The organism is Photorhabdus heterorhabditis (assembly GCF_001280945.1).
GTDB classification, from domain to species: Bacteria; Pseudomonadota; Gammaproteobacteria; order Enterobacterales; family Enterobacteriaceae; genus Photorhabdus; species Photorhabdus heterorhabditis.
This window is the reverse complement of record NZ_LJCS01000008.1, coordinates 30559-49069: the sequence shown is the minus strand read 5'-3', so window position 1 is coordinate 49069 and position 18511 is coordinate 30559. Positions and strand designations below refer to the sequence as shown.

Here is an 18511-nt window from a genome sequence, read left to right as displayed (position 1 = left end):
ACAAAATAACCGATGAGTCATAGCAGCACACAAAAACAAATTGGTAATATTGACCTTGTAAAGCAACTCAACGGCGCAGTGGTATACCGGTTGATTGATCAGCAAGGGCCAATATCTCGTATTCAGATTGCAGAACAAAGTCAACTTGCCCCAGCCAGTGTGACTAAAATTACCCGTCAGTTACTTGAGCGTGGCCTAATCAAAGAAGTCGAGCAGCAAGCTTCTACCGGAGGCCGCCGCGCAATTTCAATCGTTACAGAAAATCGCAATTTCCATACTATTGGTGTACGCCTTGGCCGTCACGATGCCACTCTTGCTCTTTATGATATGAGTGGCAAAGCGCTGGTTGAAGAGCATTATCCACTACCTGAAACCACTCAGCAGAAAGTCGAAAATCTGCTTATCAGCGCAATAGAAAATTTTATTCAACAAAACCAACGCAAAGTCCGCGAATTAATCGCTATTTCAGTTATCCTGCCAGGACTAGTTGACCCAAATAGAGGTATCGTTCGTTATATGCCTCATATTAAAGTGACGAACTGGACTCTGGTCGATACTCTAAAAAAACATTTCAATATCACCTGCTTTATCGGTCATGACATCCGCAGTTTAGCACTGGCTGAACGCTATTTCGGCGCTACTCGTGATTGTGAAGACTCTTTACTGGTACGTATCCATCGAGGTACTGGTGCTGGGGTAATTATAAACAGTCAGATATTACTTAATAATAGAGGGAATTTAGGGGAAATTGGCCATATTCAAATTGATCCTCTCGGTGAGCGTTGTCACTGTGGCAATTTTGGTTGTCTGGAAACTATTGCATCTAACTCAGCAATTGAAGCACGAGTTCAGCATCAACTAAAACAAGGTTTCCCAAGCCAGCTAACATTAAATAACTGCAATATCAGAGCCATTTGTCAGGCCGCTAATCAAAATGACCCGTTAGCCTCTGAAGTGATAAAAAATGTCGGTCACTATCTTGGCAAAGCCATCTCTATCGCGATTAATTTATTTAACCCTCAGAAGGTTGTCTTGGCAGGGGAAATTACTGAAGCTCAGAAAATACTCATACCCGCAATTCAAAGTTGTATTAACACCCAAGTTTTAAAAGAATTTCGTGAAAATTTGCCGATTGTTGTTTCTGAATTAGTTCACTGTTCTGCTATTGGTGCCTTTGCTCTGACTAAGCGTGCTATGCTTAATGGTGTTCTATTACAACACTTACTCGAAGGATCATAGTCATTTTTTGTTGATTTTGTCAGCAAAATGCTTATATGCCAAACAAACAAGCGACCTTAAGCAGATTTCAAGAAAAAAGCAGTTGACGCATTTAGCTGATATACGCATAATGCGCCCCGCAACGCCGATGAAGGTAATGCAAAAAAAGATGGCTACGTAGCTCAGCTGGTTAGAGCACAGCACTCATAATGCTGGGGTCACAGGTTCGATTCCCGTCGTAGCCACCATCTTTTGCGGGAGTGGCGAAATTGGTAGACGCACCAGATTTAGGTTCTGGCGCCGCAAGGTGTGCGAGTTCAAGTCTCGCCTCCCGCACCATTCCATTCATCAAGTTGTCGATTATTCAGTTGGGGTATCGCCAAGCGGTAAGGCACCAGGTTTTGATCCTGGCATACCCAGGTTCGAATCCTGGTACCCCAGCCATAGTTCTGATGACATGTTGTGTAGTAACTAATTTCAGTTGGGGTATCGCCAAGCGGTAAGGCACCAGGTTTTGATCCTGGCATACCCAGGTTCGAATCCTGGTACCCCAGCCATTAACTGAATGCCGTTCACTAAAAGGCTACGTAGCTCAGCTGGTTAGAGCACAGCACTCATAATGCTGGGGTCACAGGTTCGATTCCCGTCGTAGCCACCATTCAATTGGGGTATCGCCAAGCGGTAAGGCACCGGATTCTGATTCCGGCATTCCCAGGTTCAAATCCTGGTACCCCAGCCATATTTATCAATGTGTTACGTGAAGTGATGCGTTGAAAAAGAATATATAGTAAGAATGTTCTTTGATGCAGAATGCCACCCACCGAGAGGTGGTTTTGTTTTTCTGCTTTTTAGTCCGCCCTATCTCTTCTTTCTTAACTTGCCAATTAGCTTTATCTAAAGAAAAGTGAACCTTTCACGCCATAAATAGATTTACGACGTGCTTGTGATTTTCACTACCAATCTATACGTTATAACCCTAACGCATACTTAAGCACCGATTTTTTCATTACGCCAGCTCGTTGAGCTGCCATCAGTGCCAGATTACGTGCTACTTTCAGCCCTGGTAATTCACTACTGAACACGGTGTAAAATAGATCCATTCCAGATTGCATCATCAGGTTATCCGGCATTCTGCAACGTTGGTAACGCATCAGAACTTCCAATGAATCCCATTGCTCTGTTAATTCTCTGGCCTTCACCAAAATATTAATCAAAGTATTCACATCACGATAACCAAGATTTACCCCTTGCCCAGCCAGCGGATTAATTGTATGAGCAGCATCACCCAACAACACCAATCCTTCACGCACATAGCTGTTAGCATGATGACGAGTTAAGGGAAATGAGCCAGCTGCAACCGGAGTCACTTTACCTAACCGTACAGGAAATGCCTGAAAAATCTCCTGCGCAAGTTGAACCATTGACATTGTCTGTAACTGCCGTATACGCGCCGGTTTGTCATACCATACCAATGAAGCCCATTGATCAAATAGTGGGAGAAATGCTCTTGGACCTGAAGGAAAAAACTGCTGCCAGGTAATATCCTGTTGTGGCTGCTCTGTTTTTACCGTAATCAACATACAAGACTGTCTGTACTGCCAGCCATGGCTGCCAATTCCAGCCATTTTGCGAACCTGAGAACGGGCACCATCAGCACCAACAATCAAACGGGTATTAATTTTAGTTCCGTCAGACAAAGTAACTAACCAACCTTCTTTCTGACGTTGCATAGATTGTAAGACTGCCGGGCACCGCAAAGTCAGAGCAGGATGTTTTTCAAACTGTTGCCAAAGAGCCAACTGCAAAATACGGTTTTCAACCATATAACCCAACTCAGGCAACCCTAGGCTTTTTGCATCAAACACTAAATTGGAATCATGCTGTTCCCAAGTTTCCAATTTACGGTACGGTACACCGCGCATCTGTAATACCGTATCCCATGCACCAAACTGTTTGAGCAAATCCACAGAAGCACAACTAATCGCCGACACGCGCACATCAGGATAACTCAGTGCATCATAAGGTTGTGGTATCTGATGATCCAACAAAGCGACTGTCCAACCTTCTTGAGCCAATCCAAGCGCTGTTGCAGCACCGATCATCCCTGCCCCTACTACCACTACATCAAAAGTCTGTTGTGAATTATTCATATCAGTCATGCTATTAACTCATTGATTGGCACAGTGTACAGGATTTTTGATCCTTCGGTAGAGAATATCCTGTTTAACAGTCTGGTCACTGCTCCTTCAAATGAATACAATATCCGACAACTTTAATGCCTAATACACAACTGCTTTTGCAGTGCAGTAATATCTTTCAGCACTGTAGAAAGCCCGGATGCATAAGAAAATGTCGACGATAAAAAAACTGTATATTAAAACTTGGGGCTGTCAGATGAATGAATATGATTCATCTAAAATGGCCGACCTGCTGGAAAGTACTCACGGTTATCAGTTAACCGGTGTCGCCGAAGAAGCAGACATTTTACTATTGAATACCTGTTCAATCCGTGAAAAAGCCCAAGAAAAAGTTTTCCATCAATTAGGCCGCTGGAAAAACCTGAAAGACACCAATCCAGATATTATTATTGGCGTAGGTGGTTGCGTGGCCTCCCAGGAAGGGGATTTCATCCGTCAGCGCGCCCAGTGCGTAGATATTATTTTCGGGCCGCAAACACTGCATCGTTTACCTGAGATGATCAATCAAGTGAAAGGCACCCGCAGCCCGATTGTTGATATCAGCTTCCCGGAAATCGAGAAATTTGACCGCTTACCTGAACCACGTGCTGACGGTCCATCTGCATTTGTTTCTATTATGGAAGGCTGCAACAAATATTGTACTTTCTGTGTCGTACCTTATACCCGTGGTGAAGAAGTTAGCCGCCCATGTGACGATATTTTGTTTGAAATCGCCCAGCTTGCTGCACAAGGTGTACGTGAAGTTAACCTTCTCGGTCAGAACGTGAATGCTTATCGTGGTGCAACTTATGATGGTGACATCTGTTCTTTCGCTGAGTTAATCCGTCTAGTCGCAGCTATAGATGGTATTGACCGCATCCGTTTTACCACCAGCCATCCCATTGAGTTCACTGATGATATTATCGCTGTTTATGAAGATACACCTGAATTGGTTAGCTTCCTGCACCTACCAGTACAAAGTGGCTCTGACCGTATTTTGACGCTGATGAAACGTGCGCACACAGCTCTTGAATATAAGAGCATTATTCGCAAATTACGTAAAGCACGTCCTGATATCCTGATAAGCTCTGACTTTATCATCGGCTTCCCAGGAGAAACCCAAGATGACTTCGAGAAAACTATGAAGTTGATCGCTGATGTCAATTTCGATATGAGCTATAGCTTTATCTACTCTGCTCGCCCGGGGACGCCGGCAGCTGATCTGCCTGATGATGTCAGCGAAGAAGAGAAAAAACAACGCCTTTACTTGTTACAACAGCGCATTAACCAACAGGCTATGAACTACAGCCGTGCTATGTTGGGCAGTGTACAACGTATTCTGGTTGAAGGAACTTCCCGTAAAAATGTGATGGAACTTTCCGGGCGTACTGAAAACAATCGAGTTGTCAACTTCGAAGGCCAGCCTGACATGATTGGCAAATTCGTTGATGTTGAAATTGTTGATGTCTACGCCAACTCACTGCGCGGTAAAGTTATCCGTACCGAAGATCAGATGGATCTTCGTATACACGAATCACCTGAGTCCGTAATAGCCCGTACCCGTAAAGAAGATGAAATCGGGGTCGGCACTTATCAGCCTTAAACATAGAGATAATCAGTGATTCAACAAACTCATTCACAAATAGCAACTCAGGAAATTTTCCTCGAACCAGCCGATAATCAGCGCCTAATGAACCTGTGTGGTCCGTTTGATGATAATTTGAAACAGCTTGAACTCCGGCTGGGTATTGAAATCAGCCGACGAGATAACCGTTTTAAACTGATGGGCAAACCGCGGTGCGTTAGTGCCGCCACCAATATTCTCCGCCATTTATATGTGGAAACCGCCCCTGTTCGTGGGGTAATCCCTGATATCAAGCCAGAACAGATTCACTTAGCAATTACAGAGAGCCGGGTTCTAGAACAAACCGCTGAAAGCATACCTGACTACGGTAAGTCCGTTAATATTCGTACCAAACGCGGTATGGTAAAACCACGAACTCCCAATCAAACGCAATATATTGCTAATATTCTCAGCCATGATATTACGTTCGGGGTTGGTCCAGCAGGCACAGGTAAAACTTATCTGGCTGTTGCTGCTGCGGTCGATGCACTGGAACGTCAAGAAATTCGTCGCATCTTGTTAACCCGCCCGGCAGTAGAAGCAGGCGAAAAACTGGGATTCCTGCCTGGTGACCTGAGCCAGAAAGTTGATCCATACCTGCGCCCGCTCTACGACGCCTTATTTGAAATGCTAGGTTTTGAAAAAGTTGAGAAGCTGATCGAACGTAATGTTATTGAAGTTGCGCCATTGGCTTATATGCGTGGACGAACCCTGAATGATGCTTTTATTATTCTGGATGAGAGCCAGAATACTACCATCGAACAGATGAAGATGTTCCTGACTCGTATCGGTTTCAATTCCAAAGCAGTTGTCACTGGGGACGTCACCCAAATTGACCTGCCGCGTGGACAGAAATCTGGTCTGCGCCATGCAATTGAAGTATTGTCAGGGGTCAATGGGCTGAGCTTTAACTTCTTCCACAGTGATGATGTTGTCCGCCATCCGGTTGTTGCCAAAATTGTCATTGCTTATGAAGAATGGGAAGCAACTGAGCAAAAACGCAAACAGACAATCAGTGAGCAACGCAAACAGGAAGCACAATGAGTTCAGTAATACTTGATTTACAAATTGCCTGTGAGAATTTACAAGGTCTTCCTGAAGAAACCCTATTCCAGCGCTGGCTGGACGGGGTTTTACCTCAGTTTCAATCTGAAAGTGAGGTAACAATCCGTATTGTTGATGAAGCAGAAAGTCACGATTTAAACCTGACTTATCGTGGCAAAGACAAACCAACAAATGTGCTATCTTTTCCATTTGAATCACCACCAACGGTTGATTTACCTCTACTTGGTGATTTAATTATCTGTCGACAGGTAGTTGAAAAAGAAGCCGAGGAGCAACAAAAAACAGTAGAAGAACATTGGGCACATATGGTTGTACACGGATGCCTACACCTGCTAGGTTATGACCATATCGAAGATGATGAAGCGGAAGAAATGGAATCTCTGGAAACAGAAATTATGCAAAAGTTAGGTTACTCTGATCCCTATCTTGCAGAAAAAGAGTAACCACCTACACCATTTTTATGCTAAAAAATACCAACAACAACTTATTTAATGGGAAATTTTCATTAAAACTCCATGAGCGACGACCATCCTTCAAGTAACGATAACCCGGGCCCTAAGAAAGGGTTTTTTACTCTTCTTCTTAACCAACTTTTTCACGGTGAGCCAAAAAGCCGTGATGAACTGGTGGAATTGATCCGTGACTCAGAACAAAACGATCTGATTGATCCTGATACCCGCGATATGCTCGAAGGGGTAATGGATATTTCCGATCAACGTGTCCGTGATATCATGATCCCCCGTTCCCAAATCGTTACCTTAAAACGTAATCAAACCCTGGACGAATGTCTGGATGTGATTATCGATTCGGCTCACTCACGTTTCCCTGTGATCAGTGAAGATAAAGATCACATTGAAGGGATTTTAATGGCAAAAGACCTATTGCCATTTATGCGCACCGATGCCCCACCATTCAGCATAGATAAGGTTCTGCGTCAGGCTGTCGTTGTACCTGAAAGTAAGCGGGTTGACCGCATGCTGAAAGAATTCCGTTCTCAACGTTATCATATGGCCATCGTCATTGATGAGTTCGGTGGTGTATCGGGTCTGGTTACTATCGAAGATATTCTTGAACTAATCGTCGGTGAAATCGAAGACGAGTATGATGAAGAAGAAGATGTCGATATTCGTGCCCTGAGCCGTCATACCTATACGGTACGAGCACTGACTCAGATTGAAGACTTTAATGAAGCCTTTGGTACCCAATTCAGCGATGAAGAAGTGGATACTATTGGCGGTTTGGTTATGCAGGCATTCGGCCATTTACCAGCCAGAGGGGAATCTGTTGATATTAACGGTTATCTCTTTAAAGTTGCCATGGCCGATAGTCGGAGAATTATTCAGGTTCATGTTACGATACCGGACGATGCGCCAATGCCTAACCTTGAACAAGAATAGGGTCTGAATGAACAAAGCTTCATTATTACATTGCCAGCGGCTTCGTGCTTTGCTGGCACTATTTTTCGGAGCCAGTGGAACACTGGCTTTTTCACCTTTTGACTTCTGGCCTGCTGCTATTATCTCCCTGTTTGGACTACAACTTCTGACTTTAAACAGAACACCCGGACAAGCGGCATTTATTGCTTTTTGCTGGGGATTCGGCTTATTTGGCAGTGGTATAAACTGGGTATATGTCAGCATTGCCAATTTTGGTGGAATGCCAACTGCGGTCAATATTTTGCTGGTCATATTACTTGCCGCTTATCTCTCGCTCTACCCTGCTTTATTCGCCAGCTTACTCAACCGTTTTTTCGTAAAAACGAGCGTGTTAAGGCTAGCAGTGGCCGCACCTGCATTGTGGCAAGTCACTGAATTCCTGCGTGGCTGGATTTTGACTGGCTTTCCCTGGCTACAATTCGGCTACAGCCAACTAGATAGCCCAATGAAAGCCATTGCACCCATTTTCGGTGTTGAGGCAATTACATTCCTGTTAATGGCTCTGAGTGGATTATTAGTTCTGGCGGTTATACACAGAAACATCACCGCTGGCATTACCGCTATCGCACTTCTGCTATTACCGTGGTCAATACGTCATTACCAGTGGTATAACCTACAACCTGAAAAAGCGGTTGATGTGGCACTGGTTCAGGGAAATATCCCACAATCCCTGAAATGGGACCCCAATATGCTCAGTGAAACTCTGGACATCTATTTAAATAACAGCCGCCCATACATTGGTAAAACACCTATTATCATCTGGCCCGAATCTGCAATTCCATCACTGGAAAGTTATCAACGCGGTTTTCTGGCAAAACTGGATATGCTGTTACGTAATCAGCACACCAGCCTGATTACCGGTATCATTGATGAAAGAACGGTTGGTAACAGCTATAAGACCTATAATAGCTTGATTGTTCTGGGTGATAAAATTCCTTATCAATATCCATCAACTACTCGCTACGATAAGCATCATCTGGTCCCCTTTGGTGAATTTGTCCCACTGGAATCTCTACTCCGACCTCTGGCTCCATTCTTCAATTTACCAATGTCTTCATTCAGCCGAGGCAATTACATTCAACCACAGCTTTCTGTTGCAGGATATAACCTGACCGCCGCCATTTGTTATGAAATTATATTAGGTGAGCAAGTTCGTGATAATTTCAAACCGGATACTGAATTCTTACTCACTGTTTCTAATGATGCCTGGTTTGGTAGTTCCATCGGTCCCTGGCAACATTTCCAAATGGCACGTATGCGTTCCCTCGAATTAGGGCGCCCATTACTACGTGGTACTAATAATGGTATTACAGCTGTTATTTCCCCTGATGGGAAAGTGCAGGCAGCACTCCCACAATTTACCCGCAATGTTTTGGAAGCTAAAGTGACACCCGCAACCGGGATAACACCCTATGCACGTTGGGGGAATTGGCCGGTATGGATAATTACCGTATTGTTTGCCCTGTTTGCGCTGATATATCACCGCCGTAAATTTTAACTCCGATATCCATACATCATAAGGGAGCAAAATTGCTCCCTTAGTTACTGATATCACTCTATGTTATAAAATAACCTACTTAAGTATTAATTTTACCCCTCTTTACTATTTTGGCACGTTAATTGCTGTTATCTCCATGAATGAAAAGGAAAATAGCTGTTTCATTAATAGAAAACGGGAAAATGCACCATAAAAATGATAGTCACGCACTTTTATTGTGCAAGATAAGCAACATTGTTCATTTATAGTGCGAGACAGCTCCCGAAATAGAAACAATTCATTTTCATTACCTAACCATTTTGTACTATTTTTTAACACCATATATACATATAACAGCAAATGATCCTTGATTAAAAACAAATCACAGAGAGACTTTTGCAAACACAACATCGCAAACGATAACCACATTAAAGGAGTTGTATATGCGAATGCGTAACCTAGTATTAACCATGATGTTACTTGGCGCAGCAGGTGCTGTTCAGGCTGAAGAATTGACGGGAACACTGAAAAAAATTAAAGATGATGGTGTAATCATTGTGGGGCATCGTGAATCCTCCGTACCTTTTGCTTATTACGATAATAAACAAAATGTCGTCGGCTATTCGCAAGATTACTCTAATCTGATTGTTGAAGCCGTTAAGAAGAAACTGGACATGCCAAATTTGCAAGTAAAATTGATACCGGTGACTTCTCAAAATCGTATTCCACTGCTACAAAATGGGACTTATGATTTCGAATGCGGTTCTACTTCCAATAACCTTGAACGCCAGAAACAAGTCGCTTTCTCTAACACTATCTTCATCATTAATACGCGGTTGCTGACTAAAAAAGGTTCCGGTATAAAAGATTTTCCAGATTTGGCTGGTAAAAATGTCGTTGTTTCCGCTGGTACGACTTCTGAAATATTGCTAAATAAACTCAACGATGAGAAAAACATGAAAATGCGCATCATCAGTGCAAAAGATCATGGTGACTCATTCCGCACGCTGGAATCCGGCCGTGCAATCGCCTTTATGGTAGATGATGCTCTGCTAGCCGGTGAACGCGCCAAAGCGAAAAAACCTGATCAATGGGAAATCGTTGGTACACCGCAGTCTAGAGAAGCCTATGGTTGCATATCACGCAAAGATGATCTTCAATTCAAGAAGCTGATCAATGAGACCATTGTTCAGGCACAAACTTCCGGAGTGGCAGAGAAATCATTTGAGCGCTGGTTCACACAACCCATTCCGCCTAAGAATCTGAACCTGAACTTCTCGTTGTCTGATGAAATGAAAACACTATTTAAATCGCCAAATGATAAGGCACTTAACTAGAAATATAATTAGAAAAATGACTATTTGATTGGCATCACAGGGTGCGAGGTGGCCGTTCCCTACCTCGCTTTTTTTTCTCAGCCAATCAATCGTTTTCAGGGGATCAAGCTACATCCTCACAGGGAGTATTATTATGTCAATCGATTGGAATTGGGGCGTCTTTTTGCAAGCTGCCCCTTTCGGCAATACGACTTATCTAGGCTGGTTGATAGCTGGATTTCAAGTGACAATTGCCTTGTCTATCTGCGCCTGGATTATCGCTTTCATTGTCGGTTCACTGTTCGGCATTTTACGTACTGTTCCCAATAAAATCTTATCTGGGATAGGTACCTGTTATGTTGAGCTCTTTCGTAACGTACCACTGATAGTTCAATTTTTTATCTGGTATCTGGTTGTACCTGAACTACTGCCAGAAAAATTCAGTCTGTGGTTTAAAACCAAACTGGACCCTAATATCCAGTTTTTCATCTCATCCACTGTCTGTTTAGGTCTTTTCACCGCTGCACGGATGTGTGAGCAGGTCCGCGCCGCCATACAATCACTACCACGTGGTCAAAAAGCAGCAGGGCTGGCAATGGGGTTAACTCTGCCACAAACCTATCGCTATGTCCTATTGCCAAATGCTTACCGAGTGATCATTCCACCAATGACTTCAGAAATGATGAATCTGGTAAAAAACTCCGCTATTGCCTCTACTATTGGTCTGGTGGATATGGCAGCACAGGCAGGTAAGTTACTTGATTACTCAGCACATGCTTATGAAACATTTACGGCAATTACATTGGCCTATATCGGAATCAATCTGGTAATTATGCTTGCCATGCACTTGCTTGAGAAAAAAATGCGTTTACCGGGTAATATTGGAGGTCAATAAATGTACGAGTTTGACTGGAGTTCGATTATCCCCAGTATCCCGTTTCTGCTAGAAGGCTTAGTTATTACAGCAAAAATCACGATTGTTGCTATTGTTGTCGGTATTCTCTGGGGAACCGTACTGGCCGTTATGCGGCTCTCTTCTGTAAAAGCACTGAGCTGGTTTGCTACTTTATATGTCAATCTGTTCCGTTCTGTGCCATTGGTTATGGTACTGTTATGGTTCTATCTGATTGTGCCCAGTCTAGTGCAGAATGTTCTGGGGATTTCTCCCAAAACAGATATTCGTTTAATTTCAGCCATGGTCGCGTTTGCATTTTTCGAAGCCGCTTACTATTCAGAAATTATTCGTGCGGGCATTCAAAGTATTTCCCGCGGGCAATCTTCGGCAGCATTGGCATTGGGTATGACGCCGATGCAAAGTATGAGGCTGGTTATCCTGCCTCAAGCATTCCGTGCAATGACCCCACTACTATTGACGCAGGGTATCGTACTATTTCAAGACACTTCATTGGTGTATGTACTCAGTCTGGCGGATTTTTTCCGTACTGCGGCAAATATCGGTGAGCGTGATGGTACCCAAGTTGAAATGATCCTGTTTGCTGGTGTTATTTATTTTATTATTAGTTTTGCCGCATCCATGCTGGTTAACTATTTGAAGAAAAGGACTGTTTGATGATCTCCCTGAAAAATGTATCCAAGTGGTATGGCCCATTTCAGGTTCTCACTGACTGCTCAACTGAAGTTAAAAAAGGTGAAGTAGTTGTAGTCTGTGGCCCATCTGGCTCCGGCAAATCCACCCTGATAAAAACGGTTAATGGTCTGGAATCCATCCAACAGGGTGAAATTCTGGTTAATGACATTAAAGTCAATGATAAAAATACCAATTTGGCGCAATTACGCTCCAAAGTCGGCATGGTGTTCCAGCATTTTGAGCTGTTCCCGCATTTATCCATCATTGAAAATTTAACGCTGGCTCAAATCAAAGTGCTTAACCGCGATAAGAAAGCGGCAGAAGAAAAAGGGTTGAAATTACTTGAACGCGTTGGGCTGACCAATCAGGCTAATAAATTCCCGTCACAACTTTCCGGTGGTCAGCAACAACGCGTGGCAATCGCCCGTGCACTGTGTATGGACCCGATTGCCATGCTGTTCGACGAACCCACTTCCGCCCTCGATCCTGAAATGATCAATGAAGTGCTTGATGTCATGGTTAAACTGGCAGACGAAGGAATGACCATGATGGTTGTTACTCACGAAATGGGCTTCGCCCGTAAGGTAGCCAATCGGGTAATCTTTATGGATGAAGGCAAAATTGTTGAAGACAGCAAGAAAGAAGATTTCTTTGCGAATCCAAAATCAGATCGCGCCAAAGAATTTCTGGCTAAAATTCTTCACTAAAATATATTATTCCCGGTGGTGGCGCCCGTCGCCACCGGATTTTCCCTAATAACCCTCTGTTGCTTATGTATCAAATCAGATATGCTATGCCAACCTCATATTTTACCAACTAAATGATTGCTACAAACGTAGCTTTTTACTCACCATAGGATCATCGGTGCCATGCAAGAACAATACCGTCCAGAAGATATAGAGCCGCAAGTTCAGCTTCACTGGCAAGAGAAGCAAACTTTCAAAGTGACAGAAGATAACAGCAAAGAAAAATATTACTGCCTGTCCATGCTACCTTACCCTTCTGGCCGACTACACATGGGCCATGTACGTAACTACACTATTGGCGATGTTATCTCTCGTTACCAGCGTATGCTTGGCAAAAATGTCCTGCAACCTATCGGTTGGGATGCATTTGGCCTGCCCGCAGAAGGCGCAGCAGTAAAAAACAACACTGCACCAGCCCCGTGGACCTATGCCAACATCGAATATATGAAAAGTCAGCTGAAAACACTGGGTTTCGGCTACGATTGGGATCGTGAAGTCACTACCTGTACCCCTGAATATTATCGTTGGGAACAGTGGTTCTTCACCAAATTGTATGAAAAAGGTCTGGTTTATAAAAAAACCTCCGCAGTTAACTGGTGCCCCCACGATCTGACCGTTCTGGCTAATGAACAAGTGGTCGATGGCTGTTGCTGGCGTTGCGACACCAAAGTTGAACGTAAAGAAATCCCGCAATGGTTTATCAAAATCACTGATTATGCCGAAGAGTTGTTAAACGATCTGGATACGCTGGAAGAGTGGCCTGAACAGGTCAAAACCATGCAGCGCAACTGGATTGGGCGCTCTGAAGGTGTAGAAATCACCTTTGAAGTAGCAGATAGTCAGGAGAAATTGACTGTCTACACCACTCGTCCTGATACATTCCTGGGTGCCACCTATGTTGCAGTTGCCGCAGGTCATCCTCTGGCAAAACAAGCAGCAGAAAATAACCCTGAACTGGTTGCTTTTATTAATGAATGCCGTAATACCAAAGTTGCAGAAGCAGATATGGCAACAATGGAGAAAAAGGGCATGGCAACCGGTATGTTTGTCATTCATCCATTAACCAAAGAGAAAGTAGCAATCTGGGTTGCAAACTTCGTCTTAATGGAATACGGCACCGGTGCTGTCATGGCAGTTCCTGGCCACGACCAACGCGACTGGGAATTCGCGACAAAATATAACCTGCCAATGAAAGCCGTTATTCTGGACAGTGAAGGTAATGAACCAAATGTTCATGAAGCCCCGGTGACAGATAAGAATGTCCTGTTTAATTCGGGTGAATTTAGCGGCCTGAATCATGAAGATGGTTTCAATGCTATTGCTAATAAACTAGTAGAAATGGGAGTCGGCAAGCGTAAGGTCAACTATCGTCTACGTGATTGGGGTGTCTCCCGTCAACGTTACTGGGGCGCACCAATTCCAATGGCAACGTTGGAAGATGGCACGGTTGTTCCGGTTCCAGAAGATCAACTGCCAGTTATTCTGCCGGAAGATGTCACCATGAATGGCATCACCAGCCCAATTAAAGCTGACCCTGAATGGGCAAAAACCACTATCAATGGCCAACCAGCATTGCGTGAAACAGATACCTTCGATACCTTTATGGAATCTTCTTGGTACTATGCTCGCTACACTTGTCCAGATTATGATAAGGGCCTACTCGATCCAGCAGCAGCTAATTATTGGCTACCTGTTGACCAATACATCGGTGGTATCGAACATGCCATCATGCACCTGATGTATTTCCGTTTCTTCCACAAACTGATGCGTGATGCAGGCATGGTCAATTCCAATGAACCCGCTAAACGTCTGTTATGTCAGGGAATGGTTCTGGCAGATGCTTTTTATTACACGGGTAAAAACGGTGAAAAAATCTGGATATCCCCAGTTGATACCATTGCTGAACGTGATGATAAAGGTCGTATCATTAAGGCAACAGACAAAGAGGGTCATGAACTGGTTTATACCGGCATGAGCAAAATGTCTAAATCCAAAAACAACGGCATTGACCCACAATTGATGGTAGAAAAATATGGTGCTGATACCGTTCGCCTGTTTATGATGTTCGCAGCGCCACCAGAATTGACTCTGGAATGGCAAGAATCCAGTGTTGAAGGGGCAAACCGCTTCCTGAAACGTGTATGGCGCCTAGTTTATGAACATAGCAGCAAAGGGGCAACTCAACCGCTGGATATCACAAGCTTAACAGTAGAACAGAAAGATCTGTTCCGTGATCTGCACAAAACCATTGCTAAAGTCACAGATGATGTAGGTCGCCGCCAGGCATTCAATACCGCCATTGCTGCCGTAATGGAATTGATGAATAAACTGACCCGCGCACCACAAGAAACCGAGCAGGATCGCGCTCTGATGCAGGAAGCTTTACTGGCAGTTGTCCGCATGTTGTCACCAATGACTCCTCATGCTTGTTTTATTATGTGGCAAGCTCTGGGTGGTAAAGGTGACATTGATACGGCTAATTGGCCACAGGCTGATGAACAGGCCATGGTTGACGACACCAAATTGGTCGTTATTCAAGTTAACGGTAAAGTGCGTGGTCGTGTTACTGTGCCAGCGGATGCGACGAAAGAATATGTTCATGATATGGCTGCAAAAGAATATGGTGTGGCGAAATACCTTGAAGACGTCACTATTCGTAAAGTCATCTACGTACCAGGCAAATTACTGAATCTGGTCGTCGGCTAATAAAGGAGGCAATGTGCGGCATCGTATTTTAACGTTGTTGCTGGGGTTAGCGGTGCTGGTCACCGCTGGCTGCGGTTTTCATCTACGTGGTACCACTCAGGTACCCCTAGAACTCAAAAAGCTGCAATTAGCAAGCAGCGACCCATACGGGCCACTGACTCGTTCTGTGCGCCAGCAACTTCGTCTGAATAACGTCACAATCCTTGAAAATGGCAGCACCGAAGTTCCTATTCTGAAACTAATAGGTTCTTCTGAAAATAAAGACACCGTCTCTGTTTTTCAGGATGGTAAGGCAGCTGAGCGCCAACTGACCCTATATGTCAATGCACAGGTTATTATGCCAGACGGTAGCGTCTATCCGCTCCAATCTAGGGTTGATCGTTCTTTTTTCGACAATCCGTTAGAAGCACTGGCGAAAGATGCTGAAAACGAGATGATCAATCAGGAAATGCGTGAACAGGCTGCTCGCCAGTTAGTTCGCCAGTTACTGACTGTTCATAGTGCAGAAGAACAAAAAGCCAAGGAAAAACAGGCTGGACAGCAAACTGCACAAGCACAATGATCAAACTTTATCCCGAACAACTGATTTCGCAGCTCAATGAAGGGCTGCGAAACTGTTATCTGATATGGGGCAATGACCCCCTGCTATTACAGGAAAGCCAAGATCATATCCGCAGGGCCGCTGAACAGCACTCTTTCACAGAACACTTCACTTATGCCCTGGATAATCATACCGAATGGAATGAGATATTCAGTATTTGCCAGTCACTAAGCCTATTTGCCAGCCGTCAAACACTCACTTTACTGCTGCCAGAAAATGGCCCTAACACAGTAATAGCTGAACAACTGGTAAAACTGGCAGAATTGCTTCACCCAGATATACTGCTGATACTACGCGGTTTAAAATTGACCAAAGCCCAAGAAAACAGTAACTGGTTTAAAGTATTAGGAAAAAATGGAGTTTACATCAGTTGTCAGACACCTGAACTGAGCCGTCTACCTCAATGGATCGCACAACGGGCCAGGGTCATGAAACTGACTCTGGAAGAACCAGCCAATCAACTATTATGCTACTGTTATGAAGGAAACTTACTGGCACTGGCCCAAGCTCTTGAGCGGCTCTTCCTGCTATATCCAGATGGTAAACTGACCCTACACCGTGTTGAAAATGCCGTAAATGACGCGGCTCACTTCACACCTTATCACTGGGTAGACTCATTATTATCAGGAAAGGCAAAACGAGCCTGGCATATCCTGAAACAGTTAAAACAGGAAGGTTGTGAAACTGTTATTCTGATGCGTACCATACAACGTGAACTACAGCTGCTACTTACACTAAAACGCCAAAGCACCACAACTCCCATTAAAACTCTGTTAGATCAACATCGAGTATGGCAGAACCGCCGCCCATTATTGACAAGTGCGCTGCAACGTCTAACTCGACATGATTTGCAACTAGCAATTCATCTACTTGTACAAATGGAGCTTCGGGTTAAACAGGATTATGGTCAGTCTGTGTGGCCAGATTTAGAAACACTTTCCATGTTGTTATGTGGAAAAACATTACCTGAGAGCTTTTTTAATGCCTCATACCATTAATACTACTTGTCCAGTACAACCCGTTATTCAAGCATTATTTGGTGGAACATTTGACCCAATCCATTATGGGCATCTGCATCCCATCGAAACACTGGCACATCAAATTGGCCTGAAACGAGTGATTTTGCTGCCAAACCATGTTCCCCCCCACCGCCCACAACCAGAAGCCACCGCACAACAGCGGCTTACAATGGTACGACTAGCAACACAGGACCATCCACTGTTTACAATCGATACCCGTGAACTGGAACGCACCACTCCTTCTTACACAATCGATACATTGGAATCGTTCCGTCAGGAGCTTGGTGAAAAACAATCACTGGCATTTATAATCGGTCTGGACTCTTTGTTATCACTACATACCTGGCATCGTTGGCCAGAACTACTAAATATCTGTCATTTACTGGTTTGTGCCCGCCCCGGTTATCAGCCCCAACTTTCAATAGCTGAAATGCAGCAATGGCTTACACAACACCAAATCTACGACCCAGCCCTACTTAACAGCAAGCCTAACGGTTATATCTATCTGGCAGATACACCACTATTGCGTATCTCAGCAACAGATATCCGCCAGCGTCTCCAGCAAGGGCTAAATTGTGATGATTTGCTCACCCCTTTAGTACAAAAATATATAGATTCACAGGGGTTATATCGCCAATAGCGAAATCTGGCCCGATTAGTCATTTAGTTGGCTTACTCTCAAGTGGCCCGGCATGCTATTATTCGGCACTATTTGATCAATTTGATAAAAAATAAGGATGAACCTTTTGCAAGGTAGAGAACTCCAACAATTTGTTATTGATAAACTTGAAGACTCCAAAGCACAAGATATTGTTTCTCTGGATGTTCATGGGAAATCCAGTATTACCGATTGCATGATTATCTGCACCGGAACCTCCAGTCGCCATCTGATGTCTGTCGCAGATCATCTAGTTGATGACTGTCGTGCGAGTGGTCTGACTCCACTTGGCGTTGAGGGACAGGGCGTATCCGATTGGATTGTCGTAGACCTCGGTGAAGTTATCGTACATGTCATGCAGGAAGAGAGTCGCCGTATGTATGAACTTGAAAAACTTTGGAGCTGAGTTTGAAGCTGCAATTAGTCGCTGTAGGTACAAAAATGCCGGACTGGATACAGGCCGGCTTTACGGATTATTTACGCCGTTTCCCAAAAGATATGCCATTTGATCTGGTAGAAATTCCTGCTGGGAAACGGGGTAAAAATGCGGATATTAAACGCATTCTGGAGAAAGAAGGTGAACAAATGCTGGCCGCTGTCGGTAAAAGCAACCGCATTGTCACCCTAGACATTCCGGGTTCTCGTTGGGAAACGCCTCAACTAGCGCAACAGCTTGAACATTGGAAACAAGATGGTAGAGATGTAAGCTTGCTGATAGGCGGGCCAGAAGGTCTTGCTCCGGCATGTAAAGCTGCTGCGGAACAAAGCTGGTCATTATCACCTTTAACCTTACCCCATCCTTTGGTACGAGTTTTAGTTGCAGAAAGCCTGTACCGGGCATGGAGCATTACCACCAATCATCCCTATCACCGGGAATAAT

Annotated in this window: 17 protein-coding genes and 6 tRNA genes; 22 read left to right on the top strand and 1 reads right to left on the bottom strand. The window is 44.2% G+C overall.

Annotated elements, in window-relative coordinates; genetic code table 11:
- The first annotated feature begins 12 nt into the window (after positions 1–12).
- The 7 genes from nagC (at position 13) to AM629_RS05030 (ending at position 1957) form a co-directional block, all read left to right on the top strand.
- Entirely contained in the window at positions 13–1239 is a 1227-nt protein-coding gene (gene nagC / locus AM629_RS05060) for a DNA-binding transcriptional regulator NagC (RefSeq protein WP_054476726.1), read from the top strand.
- Between the two features lie 150 nt (positions 1240–1389).
- Positions 1390–1466: transfer RNA gene (locus tag AM629_RS05055), tRNA-Met, on the top strand.
- Positions 1467–1472: 6 nt separating this feature from the next.
- A tRNA-Leu gene (locus tag AM629_RS05050) sits at positions 1473–1557 on the top strand.
- 30 nt (positions 1558–1587) lie between these two features.
- Positions 1588–1662: transfer RNA gene (locus AM629_RS05045), tRNA-Gln, on the top strand.
- A 38-nt stretch (positions 1663–1700) separates the two neighbouring features.
- A tRNA-Gln gene (locus AM629_RS05040) sits at positions 1701–1775 on the top strand.
- Positions 1776–1799: 24 nt separating this feature from the next.
- Positions 1800–1876: transfer RNA gene (locus AM629_RS05035), tRNA-Met, on the top strand.
- Between the two features lie 6 nt (positions 1877–1882).
- Positions 1883–1957 (top strand) — tRNA-Gln (locus AM629_RS05030).
- Between the two features lie 229 nt (positions 1958–2186).
- On the opposite strand, the gene ubiF is transcribed toward AM629_RS05030, so the two are convergent.
- Positions 2187–3368, bottom strand: a complete 1182-nt coding sequence (gene ubiF / locus AM629_RS05025) for a 3-demethoxyubiquinol 3-hydroxylase (RefSeq protein WP_083451875.1) — start codon at positions 3366–3368, stop codon at positions 2187–2189.
- Between the two features lie 199 nt (positions 3369–3567).
- Here ubiF and miaB point away from each other — a divergent pair, with 199 nt between their 5' ends.
- The 15 genes from miaB (at position 3568) to rlmH (ending at position 18510) form a co-directional block, all read left to right on the top strand.
- The gene (gene miaB, locus AM629_RS05020; RefSeq protein ID WP_054476778.1) at positions 3568–4998 is read left to right on the top strand and encodes a tRNA (N6-isopentenyl adenosine(37)-C2)-methylthiotransferase MiaB; all 1431 of its coding nucleotides are present in this window, start codon (positions 3568–3570) and stop codon (positions 4996–4998) included.
- Between the two features lie 87 nt (positions 4999–5085).
- Entirely contained in the window at positions 5086–6063 is a 978-nt protein-coding gene (locus AM629_RS05015; RefSeq protein ID WP_235525401.1) for a PhoH family protein, read from the top strand.
- Positions 6060–6527, top strand: coding sequence for an rRNA maturation RNase YbeY (ybeY, locus tag AM629_RS05010; protein ID WP_054476722.1), 468 nt, complete (start codon positions 6060–6062; stop codon positions 6525–6527). Before AM629_RS05015 ends, ybeY begins: the two co-directional genes overlap by 4 nt.
- Positions 6528–6599: 72 nt before the next feature.
- On the top strand, positions 6600–7481 hold the full coding sequence (corC, locus tag AM629_RS05005; RefSeq protein ID WP_054476720.1) for a CNNM family magnesium/cobalt transport protein CorC: 882 nt from the start codon (positions 6600–6602) through the stop codon (positions 7479–7481).
- A gap of 7 nt (positions 7482–7488) precedes the next feature.
- Positions 7489–9018 carry an apolipoprotein N-acyltransferase gene (gene lnt / locus AM629_RS05000; RefSeq protein ID WP_054476718.1) on the top strand — a complete coding sequence of 510 codons (1530 nt, stop codon included), beginning with the start codon at positions 7489–7491 and terminating at the stop codon, positions 9016–9018.
- A 422-nt stretch (positions 9019–9440) separates the two neighbouring features.
- Positions 9441–10334, top strand: coding sequence for an amino acid ABC transporter substrate-binding protein (locus AM629_RS04995; protein WP_054476716.1), 894 nt, complete (start codon positions 9441–9443; stop codon positions 10332–10334).
- 133 nt (positions 10335–10467) lie between these two features.
- The gene (locus tag AM629_RS04990) at positions 10468–11208 is read left to right on the top strand and encodes an amino acid ABC transporter permease (protein ID WP_054476715.1); all 741 of its coding nucleotides are present in this window, start codon (positions 10468–10470) and stop codon (positions 11206–11208) included.
- A complete protein-coding gene (gene gltK / locus AM629_RS04985) occupies positions 11209–11883 on the top strand; it encodes a glutamate/aspartate ABC transporter permease GltK (protein ID WP_054476714.1) in 675 nt (224 codons plus the stop codon).
- Positions 11883–12608: an amino acid ABC transporter ATP-binding protein gene (locus AM629_RS04980; protein WP_054476712.1), complete on the top strand. Its 726-nt coding sequence runs from the start codon at positions 11883–11885 to the stop codon at positions 12606–12608. Before gltK ends, AM629_RS04980 begins: the two co-directional genes overlap by 1 nt.
- Before the next feature lie 162 nt (positions 12609–12770).
- Positions 12771–15353, top strand: a complete 2583-nt coding sequence (leuS, locus tag AM629_RS04975) for a leucine--tRNA ligase (protein WP_054476710.1) — start codon at positions 12771–12773, stop codon at positions 15351–15353.
- Between the two features lie 13 nt (positions 15354–15366).
- Positions 15367–15915: an LPS assembly lipoprotein LptE gene (lptE, locus tag AM629_RS04970; RefSeq protein WP_188093340.1), complete on the top strand. Its 549-nt coding sequence runs from the start codon at positions 15367–15369 to the stop codon at positions 15913–15915.
- On the top strand, positions 15912–16952 hold the full coding sequence (gene holA / locus AM629_RS04965; RefSeq protein ID WP_054476705.1) for a DNA polymerase III subunit delta: 1041 nt from the start codon (positions 15912–15914) through the stop codon (positions 16950–16952). The genes lptE and holA overlap by 4 nt, the downstream gene beginning before the upstream one ends.
- Positions 16936–17613, top strand: a complete 678-nt coding sequence (gene nadD, locus AM629_RS04960) for a nicotinate-nucleotide adenylyltransferase (protein ID WP_054476704.1) — start codon at positions 16936–16938, stop codon at positions 17611–17613. The genes holA and nadD overlap by 17 nt, the downstream gene beginning before the upstream one ends.
- 97 nt (positions 17614–17710) lie before the next feature.
- Entirely contained in the window at positions 17711–18037 is a 327-nt protein-coding gene (gene rsfS / locus AM629_RS04955) for a ribosome silencing factor (RefSeq protein WP_072161812.1), read from the top strand.
- 2 nt (positions 18038–18039) lie between these two features.
- Positions 18040–18510: a 23S rRNA (pseudouridine(1915)-N(3))-methyltransferase RlmH gene (rlmH, locus tag AM629_RS04950; protein ID WP_054476700.1), complete on the top strand. Its 471-nt coding sequence runs from the start codon at positions 18040–18042 to the stop codon at positions 18508–18510.
- Position 18511: the final 1 nt, after the last annotated feature.